23 protein-coding genes and 1 pseudogene are annotated in these 26,571 nt (G+C 38.0%); all 24 read left to right on the plus strand.

Annotation, left to right across the window (positions count from 1 at the left end; genetic code table 11):
* The 24 genes and pseudogenes from A2536_11085 (at position 1) to A2536_11200 (ending at position 26,118) form a co-directional block, all read left to right on the plus strand.
* Positions 1 to 2,002: pseudogene (locus A2536_11085) on the plus strand (hypothetical protein).
* Positions 2,003 to 2,092: 90 nt separating this feature from the next.
* Positions 2,093 to 3,463 (plus strand): amidophosphoribosyltransferase, encoded by a 1,371-nt coding sequence (locus tag A2536_11090; GenBank protein OGF46511.1) that lies wholly within the window; start codon positions 2,093 to 2,095, stop codon positions 3,461 to 3,463.
* A gap of 3 nt (positions 3,464 to 3,466) precedes the next feature.
* Positions 3,467 to 4,510 (plus strand): phosphoribosylformylglycinamidine cyclo-ligase, encoded by a 1,044-nt coding sequence (locus A2536_11095; GenBank protein OGF46512.1) that lies wholly within the window; start codon positions 3,467 to 3,469, stop codon positions 4,508 to 4,510.
* A 232-nt stretch (positions 4,511 to 4,742) separates the two neighbouring features.
* Entirely contained in the window at positions 4,743 to 5,927 is a 1,185-nt protein-coding gene (locus A2536_11100; protein ID OGF46513.1) for a hypothetical protein, read from the plus strand.
* A gap of 3 nt (positions 5,928 to 5,930) precedes the next feature.
* Positions 5,931 to 6,995, plus strand: coding sequence for a hypothetical protein (locus tag A2536_11105; protein OGF46514.1), 1,065 nt, complete (start codon positions 5,931 to 5,933; stop codon positions 6,993 to 6,995).
* Between the two features lie 37 nt (positions 6,996 to 7,032).
* A complete protein-coding gene (locus A2536_11110) occupies positions 7,033 to 8,343 on the plus strand; it encodes a hypothetical protein (protein OGF46515.1) in 1,311 nt (436 codons plus the stop codon).
* 46 nt (positions 8,344 to 8,389) lie between these two features.
* Positions 8,390 to 9,337, plus strand: coding sequence for a glucosamine-6-phosphate isomerase (locus A2536_11115; GenBank protein ID OGF46532.1), 948 nt, complete (start codon positions 8,390 to 8,392; stop codon positions 9,335 to 9,337).
* 14 nt (positions 9,338 to 9,351) lie between these two features.
* The gene (locus A2536_11120) at positions 9,352 to 10,056 is read left to right on the plus strand and encodes a hypothetical protein (protein OGF46516.1); all 705 of its coding nucleotides are present in this window, start codon (positions 9,352 to 9,354) and stop codon (positions 10,054 to 10,056) included.
* A 28-nt stretch (positions 10,057 to 10,084) separates the two neighbouring features.
* Positions 10,085 to 10,894: a hypothetical protein gene (locus tag A2536_11125; protein OGF46517.1), complete on the plus strand. Its 810-nt coding sequence runs from the start codon at positions 10,085 to 10,087 to the stop codon at positions 10,892 to 10,894.
* A 250-nt stretch (positions 10,895 to 11,144) separates the two neighbouring features.
* Complete coding sequence (locus A2536_11130; protein ID OGF46518.1) at positions 11,145 to 11,609, plus strand: hypothetical protein; 465 nt, start codon at positions 11,145 to 11,147, stop codon at positions 11,607 to 11,609.
* A 21-nt stretch (positions 11,610 to 11,630) separates the two neighbouring features.
* Positions 11,631 to 12,926 carry a transcription termination factor NusA gene (locus tag A2536_11135; protein OGF46533.1) on the plus strand — a complete coding sequence of 432 codons (1,296 nt, stop codon included), beginning with the start codon at positions 11,631 to 11,633 and terminating at the stop codon, positions 12,924 to 12,926.
* Positions 12,913 to 15,276 (plus strand): hypothetical protein, encoded by a 2,364-nt coding sequence (locus A2536_11140; GenBank protein OGF46519.1) that lies wholly within the window; start codon positions 12,913 to 12,915, stop codon positions 15,274 to 15,276. The genes A2536_11135 and A2536_11140 overlap by 14 nt, the downstream gene beginning before the upstream one ends.
* 216 nt (positions 15,277 to 15,492) lie before the next feature.
* Complete coding sequence (locus A2536_11145; protein ID OGF46520.1) at positions 15,493 to 15,852, plus strand: ribosome-binding factor A; 360 nt, start codon at positions 15,493 to 15,495, stop codon at positions 15,850 to 15,852.
* Positions 15,842 to 16,822, plus strand: a complete 981-nt coding sequence (locus A2536_11150; protein ID OGF46521.1) for a hypothetical protein — start codon at positions 15,842 to 15,844, stop codon at positions 16,820 to 16,822. The genes A2536_11145 and A2536_11150 overlap by 11 nt, the downstream gene beginning before the upstream one ends.
* A 34-nt stretch (positions 16,823 to 16,856) precedes the next feature.
* Positions 16,857 to 17,138 carry a hypothetical protein gene (locus A2536_11155; GenBank protein ID OGF46522.1) on the plus strand — a complete coding sequence of 94 codons (282 nt, stop codon included), beginning with the start codon at positions 16,857 to 16,859 and terminating at the stop codon, positions 17,136 to 17,138.
* Entirely contained in the window at positions 17,135 to 19,255 is a 2,121-nt protein-coding gene (locus A2536_11160; protein OGF46523.1) for a hypothetical protein, read from the plus strand. Before A2536_11155 ends, A2536_11160 begins: the two co-directional genes overlap by 4 nt.
* Complete coding sequence (locus tag A2536_11165; protein ID OGF46524.1) at positions 19,252 to 19,944, plus strand: YggS family pyridoxal phosphate enzyme; 693 nt, start codon at positions 19,252 to 19,254, stop codon at positions 19,942 to 19,944. The genes A2536_11160 and A2536_11165 overlap by 4 nt, the downstream gene beginning before the upstream one ends.
* Before the next feature lie 358 nt (positions 19,945 to 20,302).
* Complete coding sequence (locus tag A2536_11170; protein ID OGF46525.1) at positions 20,303 to 21,097, plus strand: pyrroline-5-carboxylate reductase; 795 nt, start codon at positions 20,303 to 20,305, stop codon at positions 21,095 to 21,097.
* Positions 21,098 to 21,269: 172 nt separating this feature from the next.
* The gene (locus A2536_11175; protein ID OGF46526.1) at positions 21,270 to 22,100 is read left to right on the plus strand and encodes a purine-nucleoside phosphorylase; all 831 of its coding nucleotides are present in this window, start codon (positions 21,270 to 21,272) and stop codon (positions 22,098 to 22,100) included.
* Positions 22,100 to 23,131 (plus strand): S-methyl-5-thioribose-1-phosphate isomerase, encoded by a 1,032-nt coding sequence (locus A2536_11180; protein ID OGF46527.1) that lies wholly within the window; start codon positions 22,100 to 22,102, stop codon positions 23,129 to 23,131. Before A2536_11175 ends, A2536_11180 begins: the two co-directional genes overlap by 1 nt.
* A gap of 435 nt (positions 23,132 to 23,566) precedes the next feature.
* Positions 23,567 to 24,088, plus strand: coding sequence for a hypothetical protein (locus tag A2536_11185; protein ID OGF46528.1), 522 nt, complete (start codon positions 23,567 to 23,569; stop codon positions 24,086 to 24,088).
* Between the two features lie 2 nt (positions 24,089 to 24,090).
* Positions 24,091 to 24,543, plus strand: a complete 453-nt coding sequence (locus A2536_11190) for a hypothetical protein (protein ID OGF46529.1) — start codon at positions 24,091 to 24,093, stop codon at positions 24,541 to 24,543.
* Between the two features lie 424 nt (positions 24,544 to 24,967).
* Positions 24,968 to 25,696 carry a hypothetical protein gene (locus tag A2536_11195; protein OGF46530.1) on the plus strand — a complete coding sequence of 243 codons (729 nt, stop codon included), beginning with the start codon at positions 24,968 to 24,970 and terminating at the stop codon, positions 25,694 to 25,696.
* Positions 25,697 to 25,758: 62 nt separating this feature from the next.
* The gene (locus A2536_11200; protein OGF46531.1) at positions 25,759 to 26,118 is read left to right on the plus strand and encodes a hypothetical protein; all 360 of its coding nucleotides are present in this window, start codon (positions 25,759 to 25,761) and stop codon (positions 26,116 to 26,118) included.
* The last annotated feature ends 453 nt before the right edge of the window (positions 26,119 to 26,571 follow it).

Genomic DNA, 26,571 nt, shown 5'->3' on the forward strand with positions numbered 1-26,571 from the left:
TGGAAGCAGTTTTGGAAGCGCTGAGGCATATACAGGAACAAGAGCATATACATTGCTTGCCGGAGACGGAGTAAAGACAGTGTACGTCCAGTACAAGGATACTCCCGGAAACTGGTCCAGTGCTGTAATAAGTGATACGATAACCCTGGATACGACAGGACCTGTTGGAACGGTAAATATAAATAGCAGCGCAGAATATACGCAAACAACAACAGTTACGCTGCAATTAACATACTCAGATGTATTAAGCGGAGTAAGTAAGATGCAGTTCAGCAATGATGGAGCAGGTTGGTCTGCTGAGGAAAATACAGCAGCAAATAAAGTATGGAGCTTAGATAGCATGGAAGGAGTAAAAACAGTATACGTGAGGTATAAGGACGTTGTTGGGAATTTATCGTCGATAACAATAAATCACACAATAACACTGGATGCAACAGCGCCGGAAGGAAGCTTGATAATAAATGGAGGAGTTGCATATACAAACAGTCAGGCGGGGTATTTAACGTTAACTGCCTCAGATGCAAGCGGAATAGCGGAGATGAGGTTTAGCAGTAATGGAACGGATTGGACAACAGCGGAAGCATACAGTACAAGTAAGAGCTATAATCTCCCTGTAGGTGACGGAACAAAGAAAGTGTATGTACAGTATAAAGATAATACAGGGAACTGGTCAAGCACGGAGATGAGCAGTACAATAATATTGGATACAACAGCGCCGGCCGGGACAATAGCAATAAATAATTCAGCGGCATATACAAAATCAACGACAGTGACACTAAGTATGAATGCAACTGATGACCTGAGCGGAATATTAAAGATGGACTTTAGTAATAACGGAAGCACGTGGAACGGCGAGGAAGATTATGCTGTAAATAAAGTGTGGTCTTTAGACAGCGCGGATGGAAATAAGACCGTGTATGCAAAGTATAAAGATAACGCGGGAAATACTGCGACAGTGACGAGTACAATAAAATTAGTATCAGCAAAGTACTTAAAAGTGGAAGGGCCGGTAAATGTGATAGCGGGGACAAGTTTAAATATAACTATAAAAGCGATGAAACAGGATGATACGACGGCGACCGGATATTTGGATCTTATTGGATTAAGTAGTACTGATACGAGTTCAACATTTGTATCAAATTACACCTTTACCTCGAGTGATTCGGGAGTAAATGTAATGAATGTTGTATTTAAGAGCGCAGGGGCTCAGACAATAGAAGTAAATGATAATGAAGTGACAGGAATAACGAAAGGGAGTATAGAGGTAAAGGTGTACGCAGGAGCAGTGATAAACTATATTTCCGGAGGGAATATTGAGACAGCGGACGGGACTTGTGTATCTATCCCGCAAGGAGCAATGGAAAGTAATGTAACGCTGGGATTTGGAGTGACAGAAAGTCTTAGTGATGTGAAGCTGGGTTACAAATTTAGGAATACAACTGTACCTATAGGAAGGGATTTTGGTGAACTGGATATGCTGAGTGATCCGTGGAGATTTAAAAGTGTAAAATTTAAACAGCCTGTGACAATATGGATCCCGTACAAGAAGTCGGAGATAGGAAACATAGAAGAAAAGAACTTAAGGATATTCGGCTACAACGAGGTAACCGGGAAGTATGAACTAGTGGAAGGCGCGCAAGCAGTGGAGAACGGAAGAGTTAAAGTAAAAGTAAAGCATTTTAGTTCATACAGGGTGCTCGGGACTTATATATCAACGGATTTAAGCAATGTGATAGCATATCCAAACCCGTATAGACCTAACGCCGGAGCAGACGGCAAAATGAAAATAATCAATTTGCCCATAGACTGCACAGCAACGATATATAACATAGCGGGTGAGAAGATACGAGAATTAAGAGAATTAGACCTTGGTAATTTGGGATGGATAGAGTGGGATGGAAAAAATGATGCAAATGAATTAGTAGCTCGGGGTGTTTATTTGTATGTTATTATGGCTCCGGATGGCAGTAAAAAAGTGGGTAAGTGCGCATTGATAAAATAAGTATTTTGATTGAGAAGAAATTCAAAATCTATATTTATTATAATATATTTTCAGATTGTTTTTGAAAGCTAAAAGTGGTATTATAGCTTTATGTGCGGAGTATTTGGGATTTATAATGTTGAAGAAGCTTCAAAGCTTGCTTATTTAGGGCTTTATGCTCTTCAGCATAGAGGGCAGGAAAGTGCCGGTATTGCTTCTTCGGATGGAGCAAAGATATATTCATATGTTAGAATGGGTTTAGTCGCCGATAATTTCACTCCTGATATTTTCGATAAAATTCCCGGAAGAGCGGCTATAGGGCATTGCCGTTATTCTACCACAGGTACCTCTTCAATAAAAAATGCACAGCCTTTAACTGTCTCCTATTCAAGAGGCCAATTAGCGATGGCTCATAACGGCAATCTGGTCAATGCCGATATGGTACGCGCGGAACTGGAAGCAAACGGTTCTATCTTCTCATCTACTACGGATACAGAAGTAATAATTCATCTTCTTGCTCATTCAAAGAAGAACGGTTTTCGTGAAATGCTGATTGATGCATTAAAAAAAGTTAAAGGTGCTTTTTCCCTTGTTGTTCTTACAGAAAATGAACTTGTAGGTGTCGTTGATCCCTGGAATTTCAGGCCGATAAGTCTTGGAAAAAAAGACGGAGGCTATGTCCTGGCTTCTGAAACCTGCGCTTTTGATATAATAGATGCGGAATATATTAGAACTCTTGAACCCGGTGAGATGATAATTATCAGTGAAAAAGGTGTAGAATCCCTTAAACCTTTTAAACCTGCCAAGCAAAAAAAATGTATCTTTGAATTTATATATTTTTCAAGACCTGACAGTTATATCTTCGGACAGAGTGTTCAAAAAGCCAGGAAAGCCCTGGGTGCTGAACTTGCAAAAGAAAATATTGTTAAAGCAGATTATGTAATCCCTGTTCCTGACTCTGCGAATTCTTCTGCGACAGGATATGCTTTAGAAAGTAAAATACCTTATGAGATGGGTATTATTCGTAATCATTATATAGGCCGAACTTTTATAGAGCCCAGTCAATCGATAAGGGATTTTGGCGCAAAAATTAAATATAATCCGGTAAAAGAGATACTTAACGGGAAAGATCTTGTGGTAATTGATGATTCTATTGTAAGGGGCACAACCAGCAGAAAGCTTGTGAAGATGCTCCGCAGGGTCGGGGCAAAAGATATTCATTGGAGGATTAGTAGTCCTCCGATCACCCATCCTTGTTTTTATGGCGTGGATACAGCTACGCGCGCTGAGTTAATTGCGGCTTCACATACAGTTGAGGAAATAAAAAAATATCTAAAGGTGGAGTCTCTTTCTTACCTAAGTATTGACGGTCTTGTAAAGGCTGTAGGCGGAAAGAAAGAGGATTACTGCCTAGCATGTTTTTGCGGGGAGTATCCCGTAGAATTTAACGCCGAACCTGAGAAAATGGGGTTCGAAAGGTAGAATATGAAAAAAAGATTTGATTATGCCAGGGCGGGTGTGAACATAGATATTGCGGATGAGGCAAAACAAAAGATAAAATCCATGGTCAAGGCCACCTTTACTCCCGGAGTTCTTTCCGAGATTGGAAAGTTCGGAGGTTTTTTCTCTCTGGAACATCTTAAATATAAAAATCCTGTTTTTATCTCCAGTGTAGATGGTGTCGGTACTAAACTAAAAGTTGCTTCTATGATGAATAAATTTGATACCGTTGGAATAGATCTTATCAATCACTGCGCTGATGATATTCTGGTGCACGGAGCCAGGCCTCTATTCTTTCTGGATTATATTGCAATGGCAAAGACTACGCCAAAAGTAGTAGGTGAGATCGTTAAAGGTCTGGTTACTGCCTGTAAAGCGGAAAAATGCGCGCTTATCGGCGGTGAAACTGCTCAAATGCCGGATGTATACAAAGGTAATGATTTTGATTTTGTAGGACTCGTAGTTGGCGTTGTCGAAAAGGATAAAATTATAGACGGCAGGAATATTAAAGCAGGAGATAAAATAATAGGACTTAAATCCACCGGGCTTCATACCAACGGGTACACACTAGCGAGAAAATTATTTTTTGATAAAGCAGGATTAAAAGCAAAAACATACGTAAAGAAACTTAAAACAACGGTAGGTAAGGCACTTCTGGCACCGCATAAATCCTATACAAAGTCTGTTTTTAAGCTTATTGACAGTATTGACGTTAAGGGGCTGGCTCATATTACCGGCGGGGGTTTTACGGATAATATTCCTAGAATTCTTCCGGAAGGTGTGAGTGTTGTTATAGAAAAAAAATCATGGAAGCCTCTTCCGATATTTACGATGATGGCAGAGCTTGGCAATCTCGAGGATTCTGAGATGTATCGTACTTTCAATATGGGAATAGGTATGTGTGTTTTTGTTGCTGAAAAAGACCTTAAAAAGGCTATGAAAATACTAAGAGCCGGTAAGGCCGGTCCTGTTGTTATAGGTGAAGTTGTAAAATCCAGGAATGGCGCGAAAAAGGTTGAAATAGTGTAAGTTTTGAAGTTATAAGTTAAAGCTTTCAGAAAGGCCGGAGGGTGTCCGGCCTTTTTTTATAGAACCCGTTTTTCCCTCTGATTACCGGAAAACCCGTATATTAAGTGCGAATTGTTATTTTTTTCTGAAAATATGATTTAATTTATTGTTGACAGATAAAAGTAAAACATATATACTACTTATTAGAAATCTTCCAATAAGTAACGTGTCTGATCTTAGAGGATTAGCAAAGATGAATATAATAAAGAACACGATGGGAAGTCACAGGTTGATGAACAGGATAAATACGCTTAAGATACTTAATCTCTTAAGAGAGAATATCTCTATTTCCAGAATAGAACTTTCCAGAATGACAAAGTTAGATGCTAAAACAATTACTAACATTGTAAGGGTCTTGTTTAAACAGGATTTGATCGAAGAGAAAGGGTTTAATGAGTCAAGCGGCGGCAGGCCTTCTGAAAAATTGTCCATAAAAACTTCTTCTAATTTCTGCATAGGCGTGGATCTTGGAGCTACCCATGTTACCTGCGCTATGGTCGATATGAGAGGCAGCGTTCTATATAAAGATGAGTGTGAGGTTAGCTTAAACGAATCAAAAGAGTCTGTAATAAAAAAAATTATATTTCTAATAGAGAAATGTTCGAGAAATACAAAGAAAAAATATATACGTGGAATAGGAATGGGTTTACCGGGTTTATTTGACAGGAAAAAAGGTGTTTCTGTGCATGCGGCTAACCTGCCAAAATGGAAAAATGTACCGGTGAGAAATATATTAAGTAATAAATTTGATCTTCCTGTATATTTTGAGGACTGCTCAAGAGTTATGGCTTTGGGGGAGATGTGGTACGGGAAATGTAAAAACATAAAAGATTTTATATTCTTAGATATAGGTTACGGCATAGGCTGCGGTATAGTGAATAATTCAGAACTGCAGTCTGGAGCTACAAACAGTATAGGAGAGATCGGACATATAAAAGTCGAGTTAAACGGTAAACCGTGCGGGTGCGGAAGCAGCGGATGTCTTGAGACTGTTTCTTCAGGAATGGCAATTGCCCGTGAATATAAAAGAAGATCCGGGTTGAACGGTCTCAGCCGTTTGACGGCAAAAGATGTGCTCACTCGAGCTTATTCCGGCGATGCAACAGCAAAAAGGATTGTGTCCGAAAGCGGCAAATATCTGGGTCTTGCAATTTCCCACATTATAAATATATTAAATCCGGATATAGTTGTCGTGGGCGGCAAGTTATCAAAGTCCGGAAGTGTTTTATTAAAACCGATGAAGGATGCTGTAGAAAAATATTCATATTCAGGTTCTTTAAAAGGCTTAAAAATAGTAAATTCAGAGTTGGGTGACGATGCCGGTGTGCTCGGAGCTTCTGCTCTGGTTTTAAGAAACATATTCGAATTGGAGGTGTAAAATATGATTAAAATGGGAGTGATTGGCGCCTGCGGAATAGCCAAAAGAAGAACTATTCCGGAAGGAATATTAAAGGCAAAAAATGTTAAATTGGTTGCGCTTATGGATGTACAGAAGGAGGCAGTTAAAGAAACAGCCAAACAGTTTAAGGTCAAAAAGTACTATACAAAAGAAGAAGATCTGATAAATGATAAAGATGTCCAGGCTGTGTACATTGCTGCTCCGACTTATTTACATGCAGAATTAACGATTAAAGCAGCGAAGGCGGGAAAGCACGTATTTGTAGAAAAACCAATGGCCATGAATCCGTCAGAATGTAAGGTAATGATAAATGAGTGCAAAAAAAATAAGGTTAAACTTATGGTAGGATTTTTAATGAGATTTCATGCGTATCATCAGAAGATAAAGGAGTTGATAGATGGTGGAATTATAGGCAGTCCTGTCCTAGCAAGAGCGCAACTTTCCTGCTGGTATCCTGAAATAAAAGGGGCGTGGAGGCAGGATTTAAAACTTGGCGGCGGGGGATCCATAATTGATATGGGGATGCACTGCATTGATCTGCTTAGAATGCTTATGGGAGAGGTAACAGAAGTATCTGCTTTTACCGCAAATACTGCGTTTAAATATAAAACAGAAGATAATGCAGTTTTTATTATGAAGTTCAAGAATAATGCTCTGGCAATGGTGGATTCGTCTTTTTGTGTTCAGGATTTCACTTCTAATAATGTTCTGGAGATATTTGGCTTAAAAGGAGCAATAAAATCTGAATTTACGATCGGACAGAGTGCCGGCGGAAAAGTTGTAGTAAGCTATACAGCAAAAGATGCCGGTTATGAAGCTTCTCAATCAAGGGAGGAAAAGGAAAAAGAAATAATATACGACAGCAGTAATGTAAAAAAAGAAGATCCTGTACCGGTAAATACGTATAAATCTGAAATTGAGCATTTTGCAGATTGCATAGAAAAAGATAAGGAACCTTTGATCTCCGGTGAAGAAGGACTTAGGATCCAGGAGATAGTTGCGGCTTTATATGAATCGGCCAAAACAGGTAAAAAAGTAAAAGTATAGTATATGTGGTTTAAATAAAAAATTCTGGAGGTGTAAAATGGGTAAGAAAATATCAAGCAGTGATTTCAGGTACAATACGGGTAAAACGAGGGTTCCATGGGCTGCCGTCGGTGAAAATATAATTCCCGGCGACATAATGGATATCGTTAAATTCCTGGTCCCGAAAGCAGGACAATCTTCGAAAGAATACAAGACAGGGACGGATAAGATACAGAAAGAAGTTGAAAAACTTTGCTCTGCCGGAAGCATGGCTACAAAGCTTTCACTGGGGACCAAGGTGAAGGAATTGGAAGAAAATGTAAAAAAATACTTAAAATGCAAGCATGCTGTTTTTGTAACTAATGCAACTGCCGGGTTTGAGATTGCCAACAAGTTTGCCGGTGTAAAGCCGGGAGATGAGGTAATAGTTCCGGCTATAACTTTTATTGCAACAATGTCCTATCCTCTGGCTATTGGCGCAAAAGTGGTGCTTGCGGATATTGATTCCTCTACTTTAAATATGGATCCTGAAGATGTCAGCAGGAAAATTACCAGAAAAACAAAGTTAATAATACCCGTGCATTTAGGCGGGTATCCGGCAGATATGGATCCTATTATGGCTCTGGCTAAAAAAAGAAATATAACCGTTCTTGAGGATGCCGCACACGCTTTTGGCGGGGAATACAAAGGCAGGAAAATAGGAACAATAGGCCACTTTGGCGCTTTCAGCTTTCATGAAGTAAAGAATATTACTTCTATGGGGGAGGGCGGTATCTTAAATACAAATCTAAAGTGCGGAGAGGAATTTCCAAAAGCAAGGTTTGTCGGTTTTGATATAGCGCATCCTATTAAAAACTGGCTTTATGATGTGACCGCTCTACGATGGAAAGGGGATTGTTTTGCGCCGGGCAATTCTTCTTCCACGGAAATACAGGCCGTCGGATTAATTGCCCAGTTAAAACGCCTGGAAAAGATCATTGAAAAAAGAAGAAAAGCTGCGGAATATTTGAATTCAATATTTAAAAATGTCAGGGGATTGTTAATTCCAAAGCTTGATTCAGCCGAAATAAAAAGCACACATCACCTTTATCTGTTGAAAATAGATCCTTCTGTTTTAAAAGGTGATATTCAAATGCTGAAACAAAAACTGACAAAAAAAGGAATAACTCAGATCCAACATTTTGCACCGCTTTATAAATTCTCAATAATGAAGCAGTTAGGATATGACACCGGAAAGATAGCCAAGAGCTGTCCGAATGCGGAAGAAGCATTCTCGCGGACTTTTACTCATTTACCGCTTTATGATTTTGATAAAAGCCAGCTGGATTATCTGGCCGATGCCGTAATTAAATCAGTAAAAGAAATGTAAAGGTAAATATTTTAGTTAAAAAAATATTGGGAGGTGTGTTGTGAATATAAATTTACTTAACACAATAAACGGATCTCTTCTGGAAAGATTTTTTCCTGAAGGATGGGATTTAAAAAGGATCGATGATTGCTGTAAAAATCCGCCGGAATCAGTGACCAAAAGACAAGCGTGGTGGAATAAAAAATTTAATCCGGTTTCTTGCGACACTTTGGAAGAGTTTGATACAAAGATGGGGTTTGAGATTGCCTGGCAGATAAAACTTGCGAAACAGGAAAAAAGAAAGCTGGCCGTGATCCTGCCCGTCGGGCCCATGGGTATGTATAAGTGGGCTGTGTATTTTCTGAAAGAATGGAAAACTGACTGTAAACATGTTTACGGTTTCAATATGGATGAATGGAGCGATAAAGACGGGAATACTTTGCCGTCCGGCAATCCCGGCGCTTTTCAAAACGCCATGGAAAAAGCATTCTATAATCCTCTGGGCGGTCTGACTATACCGAAAAAACAGCGCCATTTTGCAACAAAAAAAACATTACCGTCTTATGCCGCAAAAATTAAAAAGTTGAAAGCAAAAGGCGCAAAAACGGTGCTGGTGTTCGGTATCGGCAGGGTATTTCATATTGCATTCTGGGAACCTCATTTTGCCGCGGAGTTTTCAGAAAAAGAATGGAAAGAGCAGACGCACCGTCTTGGCGCAAAGCTTCATCCTTTAACTGTTGAGCAAAATGCAATAACTAGTTTTAAAAGCAGAACAACTCTGGTCCCGGCGTTTGCCAATACGATTGGGCCCGGAATATTTTTAAAAGCGGATACTATAATCGGAGGATGTGACGGGACCCTGGGACGTGGTATGATGTGGCAGGGGGTATCCTTATGGGTGACTTTAAGACACGGGCCTGAAAAATGGATTACAAGCAGCTATATTCCGACTTTACCGGGAAAATTATTTTTCCTGAAAGAATTAGCAGGACCGCTGATAGCGGAAACCAACTAAAAGGAGAAAATTCTATGAATATTTTAGCTGTAGGGGCGCATCCTGATGATATAGAAATATTATGTGCAGGAACTCTTGCGAAATATGCAAAAGACGGCCATAAAATATTTATGGCTCATTTATGCCATGGAGATCTTGGCGGCAAAGGTATTTCCAGAAAAGAACTTTTAATGACAAGAAAAAAAGAAGCTATTGAAGCAGGGAAAGTGATAGGTGCAAAAGTATTTTCCGGTATTGCTTCTGATCTGGACCTTTATACTGATAGAACCGCCAGAAAAAAAGCAGTTGAGATAATCCGTCAGGCCGAACCTGATCTAATTATTACCCATGCTCCAAATGATTACATGCCAGACCATAGGGCGACGAGCCGCCTGATTTTTGAAGCATCTTTCACGGCTACTCTACCAAATTATAAGACCCGGACAAAAGCTCATGAGCCGATAATACCCATCTATTATATGGACAATGCGGCGGGAATAAAATTCGACCCGACTCTTTATGTGGATATTACAAAAACTATTGATATAAAGAAAAAAATGCTTCTTTGTCATAAAAGCCAGCATAAATGGCTTAAAGGACATCATAATTCGGGAGCTGTAGAACTTATAGATACCCTGGCAAAATTCAGGGGCCTGCAATGCGGGGCCGCATACGCAGAGGCATTTCGCATCCTGGATGTTTGGGGAAGAAACAGACCGGGAAAATTAACAGGAAATTAGTATTTAGAAAAATTAAAGGGAGGATAAAATGCCGGAATGTAATTCTTTATTAATGGAAAACATGACAGTGGAAGAGGTAAGGAAAGCTTTAAGAAAAACTAAAACTATATTAGTACCCTTAGGAGTTGTAGAACAACATGGGTATCACCTGCCTTTAAGCACCGATATTCACAATGCTTATGAAATGTCTAAGTTGGTTGCTCAAAAAACCGGAAGTATTGTGGCTCCCTCTTTAAATTATTCTTTTTCAGGCGGAACTTTGCCTGGTACTATTAATATAAATCCACAAACAATGTCTTTAGTCGTCGGTGATATCTGCCATTCCCTGGCGGAGCAGGGATTTAAAAATATTATTCTTATTCTGGGGCATGCCGGCACTGAAAATATAAATGCTTTGAGAGATACTGTTATTCTGCTTTTAAGAAAAAATTCGCAATGGAAGGACCTTGTTCTATCCTTGGTTCCTGTATGGGAGTTTTCTCCAACCTGGATGAATGCTTTTAAAAAACATGATTTTCATGCTGCATATATTGAAACTTCCTTAATGATGTACTGGAAACCTGAGCTAGTAAGAAAGAAAGTAGTGATGGACCGTCCGTACCTGGCCAATTTGATGCGCAGCCATCAGGATAACTACCTTGTAATAAAGAAACCGGTTGATTCCAAATACGTTACCCCGTATCTTAAGCAAAGGCCTGATATTAAAGTAGGTGTTATGGGAGATCCGGCAGGAGCAAATGCGAAACTCGGGGAAAAAGTTGCCAATGAATGTGCAGCCGGGATAGCAAAATTAATTATGAAAATAGAAAAGGAGACAAAAAGAAAAAATATAAGATAACAGAAAGGAATAGAGGTGTTTTGGGCTTTTTCACGTAATTTTTATATATAAATGAAAAAAGTCAAGTAAAAACAAGTATTATTATGATAGAAATGATGAAATATCACAAAAGGTGTTTTTTGATTGACAAAAACCATTTATTTATGTATAATTACCTTGTTAGATAAGAACTTACAAATAAAAAACATTTTAATGTTTTAGGGAGGAATACCGGAGTGGGAGAGTTTGATTTGCCCACTTTTTCTTTTTTATGAGTGATATTGAAAGTGTAGCTTTGAAAGCCAGAGAAATGGCTGAGCCCTGTTTGAAAACGATGGGGCTCGAATTGTACGACCTTGAATATAAAAGAGAATTTAACGGCATTGTTCTTCGGGTATATATAGATAAACCGGGAGCTAAAGTAAATGTCAAAGATTGCCAGGATGTAAGCCATGTTCTGGGAGTTCTTTTTGAAGAGAAAGAGCTGATTCACGGGCATTACAATTTGGAAGTTTCTTCTCCCGGGCTGGATAGGGTCTTGAAAATGGAAAAGGACTTTATAAGATTCAAAGGGTATAAAGCAAATATATATTATAATGAGTTGGTAGAAGGCAAGAATAATCACACGGGTCTCATTCTGGGCGTAGACAGCGGTAAAGTGATACTTGAAGTGAAAGGGATTGTCTTAAAAATCCCGGTGTCAAATATTAAAAAGGGTAAACTGGAGTTTAATTAAAAGGGCAGGGTGGAATTTATGATGAACAGAGACATTTCAGATGCTTTGGAGCAGATAGGGCGGGGGCGGGAAGTCAACATGGAAGTATTGAAAGAAACCCTGTCAAAAGCTCTTACTTCTGCTTCCAGAAAAATACTCAACAATCAGTATGATATTAAAGTGGATACGGACGAGGTTACAGGTGCGTTTAAAGTTTCTTATCATAAAACTGTTGTGGATAAAGTTGCCAACCCGGATTATGAGGTTTCTTTGAAAGACGCCAGGAGTCAGGGATACGAAGGCGAGGTAGGCGGGCTTATGGATTTTCCCGTCCCTCTTGATAGATTTGGCCGTATTGCTGCGCAAATAACAAAACAAGTTATCTCAAAGAAAGTCAGAGATATAGAACGGGATGCCATTTTTTCGGAATTCGAAGAAAAATTAAATACTATTTTAAACGGTATAGTTCTTCGAAAAGAAAATAAAAATATTCTGGTTGATCTTGGGGACACTGAAGGTATTGTGCCTATAAAAGAACAGGTTTTCAGAGAGAACTGGCAGATTGGGGATAAAATAAAGGCCTATGTTTCCGAAGTCAGGAAAACCTCCAAAGGACCTCAAGTGGTGCTTTCCAGAATACATCCTAATTTTATTAAGAAGCTTTTTGAAATGGAAATTCCGGAAATTGGGGAAGGTAAAGTAGAGATTAAAGCTATTGCAAGGGATCCTGGATATAGAATAAAAATAGCCGTTTTTTCGGAAGATAGAAATATAGATTCCGTGGGAGCTTGCGTAGGTATCAAGGGCGGACGGATTCAACCTGTGGTGAAGGAGCTGAAAGGGGAGAAAATAGATGTAGTAGAATGGAATTCGGATATTAAAACTTTTACTAATAATGCTTTAAGGCCTGCTAAGATAACTAATATTTTAGTGAATGAAACTGATCAATCGATAGTTGTTACGGTGCCTGATGATCAGCTTGCGATTGCAATAGGTAAAAACGGACAGAGCGCGAAGCTTGCTGCCAAACTTGTCGGTTGGAAAATAGATGTAAGGAGTGAAACCAGTTTTGCGGCTTCCGGAGCTGAAAATGTAAAGATAATTGAGGATAAAAGAAAAGAAGAAGAACAAGATCCTTTTGAGTTCATGGGGCTGAATAAGAAAGTGATGGATAAATTAAAAACTAACGGTTTTAGTACAAAAGATGATTTCAAAAATGCGACAATTGAATCTCTCTTGAAGATAAATGGCCTTACGGCTAAGACGGCTGAAAAGATAATGGAGCATGTCAAGACGCTAAAAGTACAGGAGAATACGAAAACAAATGAGCAAATTTAGAGTTCATGAAATAGCTAAAAAACTTGGAATGAAGAGCGCTGATTTGGTGGCAAAACTCGAAGAGTTGGGTTATGAAGGAAAAAAAGCGGTCAGTATGCTTGATGAAAGTGAGATTAAAGAAGTTGCTGCTGCAATAAGAGAAGCGGCGGTGAAGAAAGATGCTCCGGTTCCGGGTGGAAAAGCAACCTTACCCAAAACGGTTCCGTCTGTTCCTCCGGCAAAATCTGTTATACAAAAAGTGCCGTCTCAGGCGATTAGTAAGACTGTTCCTGTCTCGACTAAATCGCCTTCTGCAGTTTCATCGAAAACTGTTTCTACTTCAAACCCGGTTCCTGTTCTGCATAAAACTCCGGTAAAAGCGGTGGAAACAAAGGCGAAAAGCTCCGTAAAAACAACCGTGGCAATAAAAGTAAAATCTACAGCAGTTAAAGCTAAATCTGAAGCTAAAGCGGCAGCAATGAAGTCTTTACCAAAAAAAACGGTGAAAGCAGCAGAAGCGGAGGTAAAACAGAAACCTGAAGTAATAGAAGAAGAGGTCGTTATAGAAGCTCCAAAACCGGAAGTTGAAGTAAAACCCCCTGTTCCGGTTATTCCTGAAGGTCCAAAGCCGATTTTTAAAGTTACAGAAGTTACTACAGTCTCAGAACTGGCCAATAAATTGAAAGTGCCGGTTTCTGAGCTGATAAAAAAAATAATGTCTATGGGGATGATGGTTACTATCAACCAGAAACTCGATAAAGATTCTATCACTCTGGTTGCGGCTGAGTTTAATTATGATGTTGAGTTTGTATCTATATTTAACGAAGAAGTAAAGGAAGAAGAAGTCGTAGATGTTTCAAAGCTTGAGTGGCGTCCGCCTGTTGTTACAGTGATGGGACATGTGGATCATGGTAAAACTTCTTTACTTGATGCTATAAGAGAAACAAACGTTACAGCAGGCGAAGCGGGAGGAATTACACAGCATATCGGGGCATATAAAGTAAAAACTCCAAAAGGCGAGATAGTTTTTCTGGATACTCCGGGACATGAAGCTTTTACTGCTATGAGAGCCAGAGGTGCTTCCGTTACTGATATTGTTATTCTTGTGGTAGCTGCGGATGATGGTGTAATGCCTCAAACTATCGAAGCTATTGATCATGCTAAGGCCGCAAAGGTTCCGATAATTGTGGCGATGAATAAGATGGATAAACCCGGCGCAAATCCTGAAAGATTAAAACAGGAATTGTCTAAGTATGACCTTGTTCCTGAAGATTGGGGAGGAAAGACAATATTCGCTCCTGTTTCCGCTAAGAAAAAAGAAGGTATTGAGAATCTTCTGGCGATGATTCTTCTGGAATCAGAAATGCTGGAGCTTAAAGCTGTTAAAGAAGGCATGGCGAAGGGCGTTGTACTTGAAGCAAAACTGGATAAAGGGAAAGGTTCGGTTACTACCGTCTTGATTGAGAAAGGTACTTTGAAGGTAGGGGATCCTTTTGTTGCAGGTTTCTTTTATGGGAAAGTTAAAGCTATGATGGATGATAAGGGAAATAAGCTTGCAGAAGTTATTCCTCCGACTCCTGTTGAAATACTCGGGTCTAACGGAGTCCCGAACGCCGGAGATACTTTTCAGGTTATGGCAAATGAGAAAGAGGCCAGACAGGTTAGTGTAAGAAGGAATGAATTACAGCGCGAAATAAATATTCAAAAGCAGAAGCATATTTCGCTTGAGGGTCTTTATACTGAGATACAAGACGGCAAGCTCAAGGATCTGAAGATTATATTAAAAGGTGACGTTCAGGGTTCTATAGATGCTTTAACTGCTGCACTTGAAAAACTTGGAAATGAAAAAGTAAAAGTTTCTATAATTCACAGAGGTGTCGGAAATATCAATGAATCTGATGTAATGCTTGCGAGTGCCTCCAATGCTATTGTTATTGGCTTTTCTGTGAGTGTCAGTCAGGCTGTAATAGACCTTGCTAGAAAAGAAAGTGTTGACCTGAAGCTTTTCAGGATTATTTACGAAATTACTGATTCGGTTAAAGCAGCCATGGAAGGCCTGCTTGAGCCGATACTTAAAGAAGTAGTTATTGGCAAAGCGGAGATCAAACAGCTTATTAAAATACCGGACGGCTTTATCGCCGGAAGCCAGGTTTCTGAAGGCAAGATCACCAGACAGTCGCTGGTAAGGATTAAAAGGGGTTCTGAAGTAGTAGGACAGGGGAAAATAACTTCACTTCGAAGATTTAAAGATGATGTAAAAGAAGTAGCCGCAGGTTTTGAATGCGGAATTTCTGTTGATAATTTTAAGGATATGCAGGTCGGAGATATTTTCGAGGCATATATTATCGAAAAAACATTTGCCAAGCTGTGATAACAGCGGATGGTTAGAGGGTTGGATGTTTGGACGGTTATTTAGTACAGAATAAAATAAGGTGATAGTTCGATAGCCGAGGGCGGATTGGAGATGGTTCTTCAAAATATATAACATCTCATTAATGTAAAACCCGCAACTCGTAATCCGCCTTATGGCGGGATCTCTCCAAAGCATTGGAGTACCCGCTACCCGTAACGATCAACAAGGATAAAAATGCATCTAAGATCCGAGAAACTTGCAAGACTTTTTCAAAAAGAAGTAAGCATGATAATTACCAGGGAGCTGACAAATCCTGATATTGGGTTTGTTACCGTTACGGCAGTCCAATTTAATAAAGATACAAGCAAGGCTACGGTGTATGTCAGTATATTCGGGACTGAAGGTGCTAAGGCGAAATCAATTTCAGCGCTTAATAAAGCAAAAGGTGTAGTAAGACACTCTCTGGCCGGCAGAGTTGTCCTCCGGTATATGCCTGATATTGAATTTCGAGAAGACGTCCAATTGGAACAAATCGAAAGAACCCTTGATATTATTAAAAAAATAGAAGACGGGGATAAAAAAAATGAAAAATAATTCCCTTCGTGAAATAGTTAGAGCGTTTAAAAAGTATGATGATTACATTCTGGCGACTCATGTTAATCCTGACGGGGATGGAATAGGCGCGGAACTTGCGCTTGCTTTTGGTTTGAGAAAACTCGGGAAAAAAGTAACGATTATAAATAGTGATCCTTTTCCTGAAAATTATGAATTTCTGCCGACAAACGGACTTTTGAAAGAAATAGATTTTATTAAAGGAAACTATAATGTAGCGGTTTCCCTGGAGTGTCCCGGTCTGGATAGAGTAGGAAAACTTAAGAAAGTATTTCTTAAGTCAAAGAAGATAATAAATCTGGATCATCATTTGAACAATGATTATTTTGGAGATTACAATTATGTGGACGATAAAGCCGCAGCTGTAGGCGAACAAGTCTACAGTATTCTTTTAGGGCTTGGGGTGAAAATTGATCTGGATATTGCTGTTTGTATCTACACTTCGCTTCTTACCGACACCGGTAGTTTTGCATATTCAAATACAACTAAAAAAACGCATCAAATTGTTATCAGTCTTATGGATTATGGAGTTAATCCTTCTGAAGTTTACCAGAATGTCTATGAGGTGTCTTCTCTTGGGAAAATTCAACTTCTTGGAAAAGCGCTTAATTCTTTGCAGGCTGACAAAAAACGGGGAGTTGCCTGGATCACTCTTATGAAGGATTCTTTCAGGAAAACAGGAACTTTGTACGGGGATTCAGAAGGTATTATTAACTACGCTCGTTCCATAAAAGGTGTTAATGTTGCTATATCATTTACGGAGCTGGAAAACAGGCGCGTGAAAATCAGTTTTAGATCAAAAAGAGATGATATTGATGTAAATAAAATAGCTGTCTCTTTCAGAGGGGGCGGACATAAAAGAGCTTCGGGTGCTGTAATTGAAGGTAATATGAAAGAAGTTAAAGAAAAAGTACTGAAAAAAGTCTTTGAAGTAATAAAATCAAGTATTTAAGCTTTGTATAAAGAAAAAAGAAGAGGTGATTTGATTGGTAAGGTCTGATATAGTGAAAAAAGTAGCAAAAGAAACCGGACTGTCGGCAAAAGATACTGAAAAAATAGTTGATATAATACTTGAAAGTGTAGTAGATTATGTTCAGAAGGGCAATAAACTTGAACTTCGTGGTTTTGGAACCTTTATGGTAAAGCAGAGAGCCGGGCGTATTGCGCGTAATTTGAAAACAAACGAAGACCTTCCGCTTCCGTCAAGAAAGGTCATTTATTTTAAAGCAGGAAAAGAACTCAAAAATATCCGCAAGGAGGAGAAATGAAAAAGGGTCTGAAAAAAGCACTTATTATAATTCCGGTTGTGTTGTTTTCTCTGGTCATAATCGGATATATAGTTTATGATTATGTTTTAATGGTGCCCAGCATAACAATTGCCTATGAGAAAAATATCGGACAACAAAAACTTGATACCGAGTTTAAGGTTCAGGTGGAAATTGAAAGTCTGTCTGTACTTGAAAGGGAATATATTGTTAATCTTGAATTGAAAAGCGGAACGGAAGTTAAAGCCTCTCTTCAACCTCAGATTTTCAGGCTTAAACCGAGGACTAAACAGAATGTCGAATTTGTATGCATGCTTTCCGAACCTGTTATTCCGGGGCTTTACACTGCGAATGTTTTTGTTACCGCAAAGAAGTCAATATTTTCGTCATCCCTGGAAATGATTAATGAAAACGGTCAGGAATTTGCTATTGCCGAAAAGATAGTTAACGGGATAATAAACTTTATAGATATTAAAGGCGCGAAAAAAGTCGGAGAAATCTTAAATGTTAATGCTGTTGCGAAAAATACGGGAGAGGTCGGAAAACCTTTTTCAGTTGACGGCTCAATAATTAATCCGAAAGGTGAATCCGCTCAACTTCCGACAAAAGACTTCTCGTTGAAAATAGAGGAGTCTAAAATATTTTCCTATGATTATAATATACCTTTTGAGGCTCCTGCGGGGAAGTATAAAATTATTCTTAACCTTTTTGCCGGAGAATCAAAGGATAATTCAAAAAAGAAATTAGCTGAGCAGGAACAGGAAGTGGAAGTATCGGCAAGAGTCATTAAAGCATCAGTGGAGGCAGTTAAGGTTAGAGGTAAGCTTAAGTCGGGAGAAGCTGTCGGCTTTGATATTGATTTAAAAAATACCGGTGATATAGAAAAACTTTTCTCGATAGAGGCTTCTCTTACGGATGCTTCAGGAAAAGTTGTAAGCCTTCCAGGGAAAGAACTTCAAATCAAAGTTGATGAGACAAAAAAAGCAGCTTACGAGTATTTAATCCCGATGAAAGATTCTGACGGAAAGTATAAGATAAATATTATTGTCTATGCAGGTTCGGCAAATGATCTTACAAAAATGAAAATGGCCGAGTCTCAACAGGAATTTACTGTTGCTGAAAGAATAACAAAAGCAAGTATAGTTAAGGTATCTGTTTCTTCGAAGAATAAAATAAAGGTCGGTGAAACTATTACGATCACTGCGGACTTGAAGAATACCGGAGAAACGGATCATACATTTCCTGTTGCAGTAGTTGCCGTTAATGCAGGAAAAGCAACTGTAAAATTAAATGCGAAGATAATTCCTCTTAAAGTTGGTGAAGCAGGTCAATTAACTTTTGATTATGCAATACCGTTAGAAAGTACTGCGGGTAATTATGAAGTTAAGGTTTCTACTTATAACAATATGGATAACCTGGGTAATCTTATAGAAATGTATGAAGAAAAAGTCTCGGTTTTTGCCGTAGCAGGGGCCAATATCAGTGGTTCTGCCAGTCTTGTCGGGACCCTGGGAAAGTTCGGTTTTGGAGATTCTGTTTCTATTAAAACAAAATTTTCCAATTCCGGAGAGTTAAGGCACTCTTATTTTATAAAGTTGGAGGTTATTGATCCTGCTAAAAAAGTATCAACAATATTTAATGAGAAAATAGAATTAGATAAATTGGGTGTTTCAGAAAAGAAAGGAGAATTTAAGGTAGATCCGTCAGTTTTAGACGGAAAATATACTGCTGTTGTCAGTATCTGGGACAGGTTAGGTGATGATGGAAATCCTACAGGTAAATACGGGGAAGATACTCAGACTTTTGAGGTGGTTGATACTGAACCCGTTATAACTAATGTTATCGGGGTTGCTCCTGTAATCGGAAAAGCAACTACTATTGTAGCGACAGTGAAAGATGATAAAGAAGTGAAGACTGTAATGCTTGTTTATCAAGGTCCCGGAATGTCAGAAGTTGGGAAGGAAATAATGATCAGAACCTCCGGCAACAAAAAAGAAGGTTCCTATAACACTCAAACCAGAAGGTTTAACTATGCAGGTTCTCTTAACTATTATATTGAGGCAACTGACTCAAAAGGACAAAAGAGTAAATCTCCGGAGTCAAAAACACAAATTAAATGAGTCCTTTAGAGACAAATCTTAATTTTGTAAGAGATAGAATTAAAACTGCAGCTTTAAGAGCGGGAAGAAAAGAAAAAATCATCCTTGTGGCCGTCACTAAAACGGTGGGGGCCCCAAGGGTTAATGAAGCGCTCTCTCTTGGTATTTCAGATATAGGTGAAAATAGAATTCAGGAAGCAAAAATTAAGTTCCCTGAACTCCTCAAAGAAAAAGCTGTTTTTCATATGATAGGACACCTCCAGTCAAATAAAGTAAAAGATGCGGTAAAACTTTTTGATATTATACATTCTGTTGACAGCCTGAGCCTGGCAGAGGCTATAGATAGGGAAGCAGCTAAGTCCGGAAAAGTTATGCCTTGCCTCATTGAGATAAATATTGGAAGCGAAATATCAAAGGCGGGTATGCAATATGATTGTACGGGTGTTTTTCTTAAGGAAGCGGCAAAATACAAAAATATAAAGCTTGAAGGTTTAATGACAGTTGCCCCGATTACAGAATCACCCGAACAAGTAAGACCATTCTTTAAAAAGATGAAAATATTGTTTGATGAATTAAAACAAATACCTGAAGGTCTGAATTTTAAGCATCTTTCGATGGGTATGAGTCAGGACTATGAAGTAGCGATAGAAGAAGGTGCCACAATGGTAAGGGTAGGAAGTGCACTGTTTGGGAGTAGAAGTACGGCTTGAAAGAGATTACGCTGATTACAAAATGGATTTCGCTGATGAAAGAATAAGGTGAATGGAATTTTGAATGTGCTGTTTGTCTGTCAGCGCAATCAGTGTTTTAATCAGCGATATCATTTGCTGGCAAAATAGAAAAAATAATTCAGAAATATTGGTGTGATAATAAATTAAGTTGGTGATAGAAAGGCGGTATGAAAGAGATTGCGCTGATTAAAGTGTTGATTTCGCGGATATAAAAAAGAGGTCTATTTGTGTGTTATCAGTGGAGTCAGTTTTTAGAATCAGCGATATCATCTGATGGCAGAATAGTAAAAATAATTCAGAAATATTGGTGTGATTACAAAGTAAGAGTGGGGGATATATGAAAATCGGTTTTATCGGTGCGGGAAATATGGCAGAGGCTATAATTGCCGGTCTCTTGAAGTCAAAAACTGCAGAATCCTCAGATATTCTTGTCAGTGATCTTTTAAGACCCCGACTGGCTGAATTAGAAAAAAAATATGGCGTAGTACCTGCCGCCTCTAACAGGGCTGTTATAAGTAACTGTGAAGCAATAATCATTGCAGTTAAACCTAAAGATGCCGATTTTGTTCGAGAAGCCTTAACGGTAATAAAACCGGCTTCTTTTGTTATTTCTATTATGGCAGGGATAACTACAGGTTATTTTGAAAAAACAGATTTGAAGATTCCTGTTATCCGTGTTATGCCTAATACCCCTGCGCTGGTACTTGCAGGCATGGCAGGAATTTGCAAAGGGAAAAATGCAACCAAAGCTCATCTTGAGAAAGCCAAATTAATACTTTCAGCCGTAGGCAAAGTGATTGAAGTAGAGGAAAAACTTATGGATGCTGTAACATCAATCAGCGGGAGCGGACCGGCTTATGTGTTTTTATTCGCAGAAGCCTTGCTTGAAGCTGCAAAAAAGAGCGGAATTGATAAGGCAATAGCAAAAATACTGGTGGCAAACACACTGATGGGCGCAGCAAAGATGATTTTAGAATCAGGCGAAGAACCTTCCATTTTAAGAGAAAAAGTAACCTCTCCGGGCGGTACAACTGCTGCAGCGCTCGAAGTTTTTGAAAGTATGAAATTTAAAGAAATAGTCGGTAAAGCGGTAGAAGCGGCGGAAAAACGTTCGAAAGAAATGACGAAGTAAAAACAATGACAAAGTACGAATGACTAGTGACTATTTATTGTAAGCGGGAAATAGCTTCCGCTAATAATTTACAAAATATTTTGAAAAATATGGCGGAGTCTTTTTACCGCCTTCATTAAATAGTCATTAGTCACTAGTAACTAGTAATTAATATTTATGGAGGTGTGATTTCATGAGTGAATTATCAAGAAAAATAGAACAGGCAGTTCTTTCTATAAAGAAGCAATCCAGGATGGTTCCGGATATAGCAATAATTCTTGGGACAGGGCTTGGCGGACTTGTAAATGAAATTACGGATAAAACAGAGATTAATTACAAGGATATAAAGGGGTTTCCTTTATCTACAGTTGAAGCGCATGCGGGAAAACTTATTTTGGGGGAAATGGGCGGAAAAAAAGTAGTAGCCATGCAGGGGCGCTTTCATAGATATGAGGGGTATTCTTATAGGGAAGTTACTTTTCCTGTATATGTTATGAAAGAACTCGGGGCTAAGATACTTATGGTTTCAAATGCTGCCGGAGGATTGAATAAAGAATATGAGGCCGGAGAATTAATGATGATCTCTGATCATAACTCCCTTTTGCTCGGAGACAATCCTTTAGCGGGTCCAAACGATGATAAAATAGGGTCAAGATGGCCTGATATGTTCCAGACCTATGATGTAGAGTTGATGAAACTTGCGGAAAAGATTGCTAAAGAGAATAAAATAAAACTTCACAAAGGAGTCTATGTCGGGGTTATTGGTCCGAATCTCGAAACTGAAGCAGAATACAAGTTCTTAATTGCAATTGGTGGCGATGCTGTCGGAATGTCCACCGTCCCGGAGGTTATAGTCGCAAGGCATTGCGGGTTCAGGGTCCTCGGTATTTCCGTAATTACAGATATGTGTATACCAGGACATCTGGAAATTGCAAATATAGAAAAAATTATCGGTAACGCTTCCCGAGCTGAACCGAAACTCACGAAAATAATGAGTCTGGTTGTAAAGGAAGTGAAACTCTAATGCTGCCCACGGTTGCCTGGAAAAATAACCTGGTAGTGATGATAGATCAAAGGAAATTACCCGGCAAAGAGGTTTATATTCAATGCAGGAATTATAAACAAGTTGTCTATTGCATAAAGACTCTCGCTGTCCGCGGTGCTCCTGCCATCGGTGTTGCAGCTGCTTACGGGGTAGCATTAGCCGCTGTGAGATCCAAAGCCAAAGATAAGATTAAATTCTATAAAGAAATGGCATATGCTATAGAAGAATTAAGAAGGAGCCGTCCGACTGCCGTTAATCTTTTCTGGGCGCTGGATCGGATGACTGCAAAACTTGTTTCTCTGGAGAAATTGCATGTTAAAAAAATAATAAAAGAACTTATTAAAGAAGCAAAACTTATTGAAAAGCAGGATATTGCCATTAATGCGCATATGGCAAAAAATGGAGCAAAACTTTTTAAAAAAGGCTCGACAATAATGACGATCTGTAATACCGGAGTACTGGCAACAGCAGGTATAGGCACTGCTTTTGGTGTTTTAAATGAGGCACATAAGCAGGGAAAAAAGATAAGTGTAGTTGCCTGTGAGACAAGACCATTACTTCAAGGTTCCAGATTGACCGCCTGGGAGTTAAAACGTGCAGGAATACCGTTTAAATTAATTACAGATAATATGGCATGTCATATCATGTCAAAAGGTTTTGTTAAGGGTGTCATTGCCGGTGCTGACAGAATTACGGCAAACGGGGATACTGCAAATAAAATAGGTACTTATATGCTTGCTGTACTGGCAAAAAACTTTAGAATACCTTTCTTTATCTGTGCTCCGAAGTCAACTATAGATTTAAAACTAAAATCCGGAAGATTAATTCCGATTGAAGAGAGAAAATCCAAAGAAGTTACGGAAATTCAAGGTGTAAAGACGGCCCCGGATGATACAAAAGTGTTTAATCCTGCCTTTGATGTTACGCCTAACGAACTAATTGCAGGCATAATTACGGAAGCCGGAGTCGTTAAACCGCCTTTTATCAAAAACCTGAAGAAGATATTCTAGACCTTTAGTAATGTTACCTGCTTATGCACTTTTACCGGATATTTCAAACTTTAATGTTAGTTCATTTATTTGCTATAATATATGAAGTAGCTGGCTTAGCTCAGTCGGTAGAGCATCTCACTTGTAATGAGTTTTAGGGGTTTCTGAAAATTCTTTTAAAACAAAGAAAGTCTTTTGTTGTCAAAGGAATTAGTAATATTTAACTTAATCGAATTTCACTCAATTTCACTGGTTTTAACTTCAAGATGGCACGGATTTGGCACAATTTATCAAGGCTTCCTTGTGGTAGAAAACTGAATATTAAGTATTGTTTTAGAGCAATTTAAAAATTGCTTGTAATACCCCTGAGTATTTTGTATAATTAACTATGCGAAGTGCGGGCAGATAAACCAAAAATATTCAAATACTATTAGATATTCGTTACATTGGAGAAAAATGACAACCTTAGAAAAAGCAAAAATAAAAGAATTTACGCATTTCCCTATAAATACTAGCAGTGTTTATGGGTTTTCTACAATGTCCGAAACAAAAAGCATTGAAGAGATAAAGAACGATCTAGTTCAATACAGAATAAAAGTCGCGGAAATGGAAGGATATAAAAAAGCAATTAGTGAGATTAAGATCTCTGCAAAAAAACGTATTGAAGACTATGTTCAAAAAGTTACAAAAATAACTCAGTATATTATTGACGCTTGCAAGAAAGAAATTACCGATATAAAAATAGAAGAAGCACGAACTCAATTTACCGATAATCTTTGGGTGAAAATTGTCTTTGTCGTTAATATGGATATTAAAGATGAGATGAAGATAGTAAAGCTTTTAGGAAACACAGAGCGCATGATGTTAGAAGAATATGATTACATGAGTCATCTTTCAATCATTAACAGTCGCGATTGCAAAATAGATAAGGAGTTGCTTAATAGCGATTTTCCTTATTTTTATAAAGGCGCACTGTAAGAATGCCTGACATAAAAGCCCACGAAAATCAAGCCAATCACAATATACGTTTTCTTAATAATTTTGCTGGTTCTTGCAATGATTGGTCTATTACGGTCAGTTTTTATAGTTCATTACATGTGGTCGAAGCCTCTATATTTAATTGCTCGAAAATTATATATAAAACTTTGACCTTAAATTTTAAACATACGGAAGACTTGAAAAACTATTTTAGGACACATCCAAAACCGTTAAATCACTTTGATTCTGAACATGCAATAAGAAATGTTATTGTAATGGAAACCTTTCAGGAAATATACGATGATTATAAGAATTTATATGATAATAGTCGAAATGCAAGGTATTCATGTCAAACGATAACCCCTGTTCGTGTTGCTATTTGTAGGGGAAACTTAAAAACTATTGCTGATTGGGCTGTTAAAAAACATAAAGTAAATATTACCGAAAAGATATAATTCTACTAAGTTACCCTTGAATTACTTTGCCTTTCAGTATGCCCGCTATGATAAATTAACTTTAATGTCTCAGCTACAGAATTAACTATGTTTAAATCTTGACTTGGTCAATAGAAATTTGTATAATTTATTTGCAGGGTGAAAAAAAAGAGAAAAAATAAAATAAACGGGCTGCCTTCGCAATTCCTCAGCTGTCTTCGTTTCACCCCTTGAGTTACCGAATAGAAGAACGGCGGGCAGCCCTGAAATAATTATCTCTTGTGGGCTATTCGTTATTAGCTTGTGCTTTCCCCTAGAGGGTACAAACAGGGATAGCCTATAAGATTATTAGTTGTGATATAATAATGGACTGAGACAGAAAGAACAAGATAAATTAGTGTTAGTAGTACCGGCAAGCCCGGAGATGCTGCATCAGGGGGTAAACATGGAAATACTGGTATTTGCTCTGATTGTTTTAGTCATATACTTATTTTACAAGGTAAGAAATATTGCAAATAAGAATGATGAGAATATTCACCTTCAACATGTAATTACTTTTTGGATTGAGTTTCAAGATAAATTTTATGATAACATCAAACTAAAGTCTAAAGTTAGTGATGATTTCATTGCTAGGTTAAAAAACAAATTTCCTAAAAATATAAGAGTTATGATTGAACATTATAATGATTCATTTATTAAGGTTAAAACCTGGACTACTTTTAAGGAGGAAATAGAAAAGTATAACGAATATATTTCCAGAGATTTGGAAATAAGTATTTATGATCTTGATTATCACGCTATTGCAAAGGGTAAAGAAATAGATAATGAAAAATTCCTTTATATAAATGTCGACTATTATTATGGAGATATAATTGTTTATTTATATGGCGATGGCTATTTAAAGAAAAATGAATCATCGGCTCCAATAATAGACAGAGTAGCCGAATTATTGCCAAATAGTTACTTATTTAGATTAGATGCAGATAATTTTGAATACCTTAATAAATATGCGCCAATTCCTGATGAGTGGTATCAGCCTAGTCAATATTTTGTTAGATATAACACAATTTACAATCGAGAAGAAAATAAGGCTTTAGGCGGATGGAGAAAAGCAGATGTGATTTGGGAATTAAGTTATAACGATATTGCTGGTAACTTTCTCCCAAAATTATAGTACATGGTAAATTAGAGTTAGTCATACCGGGAAACCCGGAGATGCTGAATTGAGGGGGAGCGATGAAATGTAACTTTTGCAACGGTTTAGGATATGCCTACGAAGAAAAATATTTAAGTCCGGCACATTATCATAAAAAAGGATCTCATTATATTTTTAGAATGAAACGCATAGTAAAGGATGAGTGCTGTATCTGTCACGGTAGAAAGAAACTTATTTTAAAAGATTGGTGGAGGAATAGAAAAGCATGTGGCAATTACTATAATGAATTATCTGCGCTAGGAAAAGTTTTTATGGAAAAATACTTTAAAAAGAATAACACCAGATACTGTTCTTATGAAGCTAAATATAAAGAGATAGTAAATAATGATGGTTCTGTTACATATTATGAATTAGAAGGGATTAGGGGTAAAACCAAATAGAGGAATTTATGAAAAAAACATTATTGGTGCTTGTGGTGAGCCTGGTGTGGTAAAAATATATGCAGGGCAGAGTATCCGGGAAGTAGTGGAATGTGTTCAAGATGTTTAAATTTATTCATGAAAAAATATTATTATTATGATAGAATTGGAAAGAAGTTTAAAAAGAAGATAAAGGGGAAGGTGTAAAAAGGATTATAAAGACAAAATAGTTAAATAAATACGCTTTAACTTTAAATTCCTACCACAGGTGAGCGTATGAAGCGGGTTAAAAGAGCCCGTCTTTATCTGTCTTGGCTTAACCGCCGAGATATAAAAACCTGTGGTAGGTGATGAAGGCGGGTTATTTTTATTTAATCAGCCTTGAGTTAATGTCAAATGTTGTGTTTGAGAAGTAGCGAGCATCCTTGGTTACAAAACCTCCTTTCTTGAAAAATCTGAACTTTTACCTCTAAA

Source organism: Candidatus Firestonebacteria bacterium RIFOXYD2_FULL_39_29, assembly GCA_001778375.1.
In the GTDB taxonomy this organism is placed as follows: Bacteria; Oederibacteriota; D2-FULL-39-29; order D2-FULL-39-29; family D2-FULL-39-29; genus D2-FULL-39-29.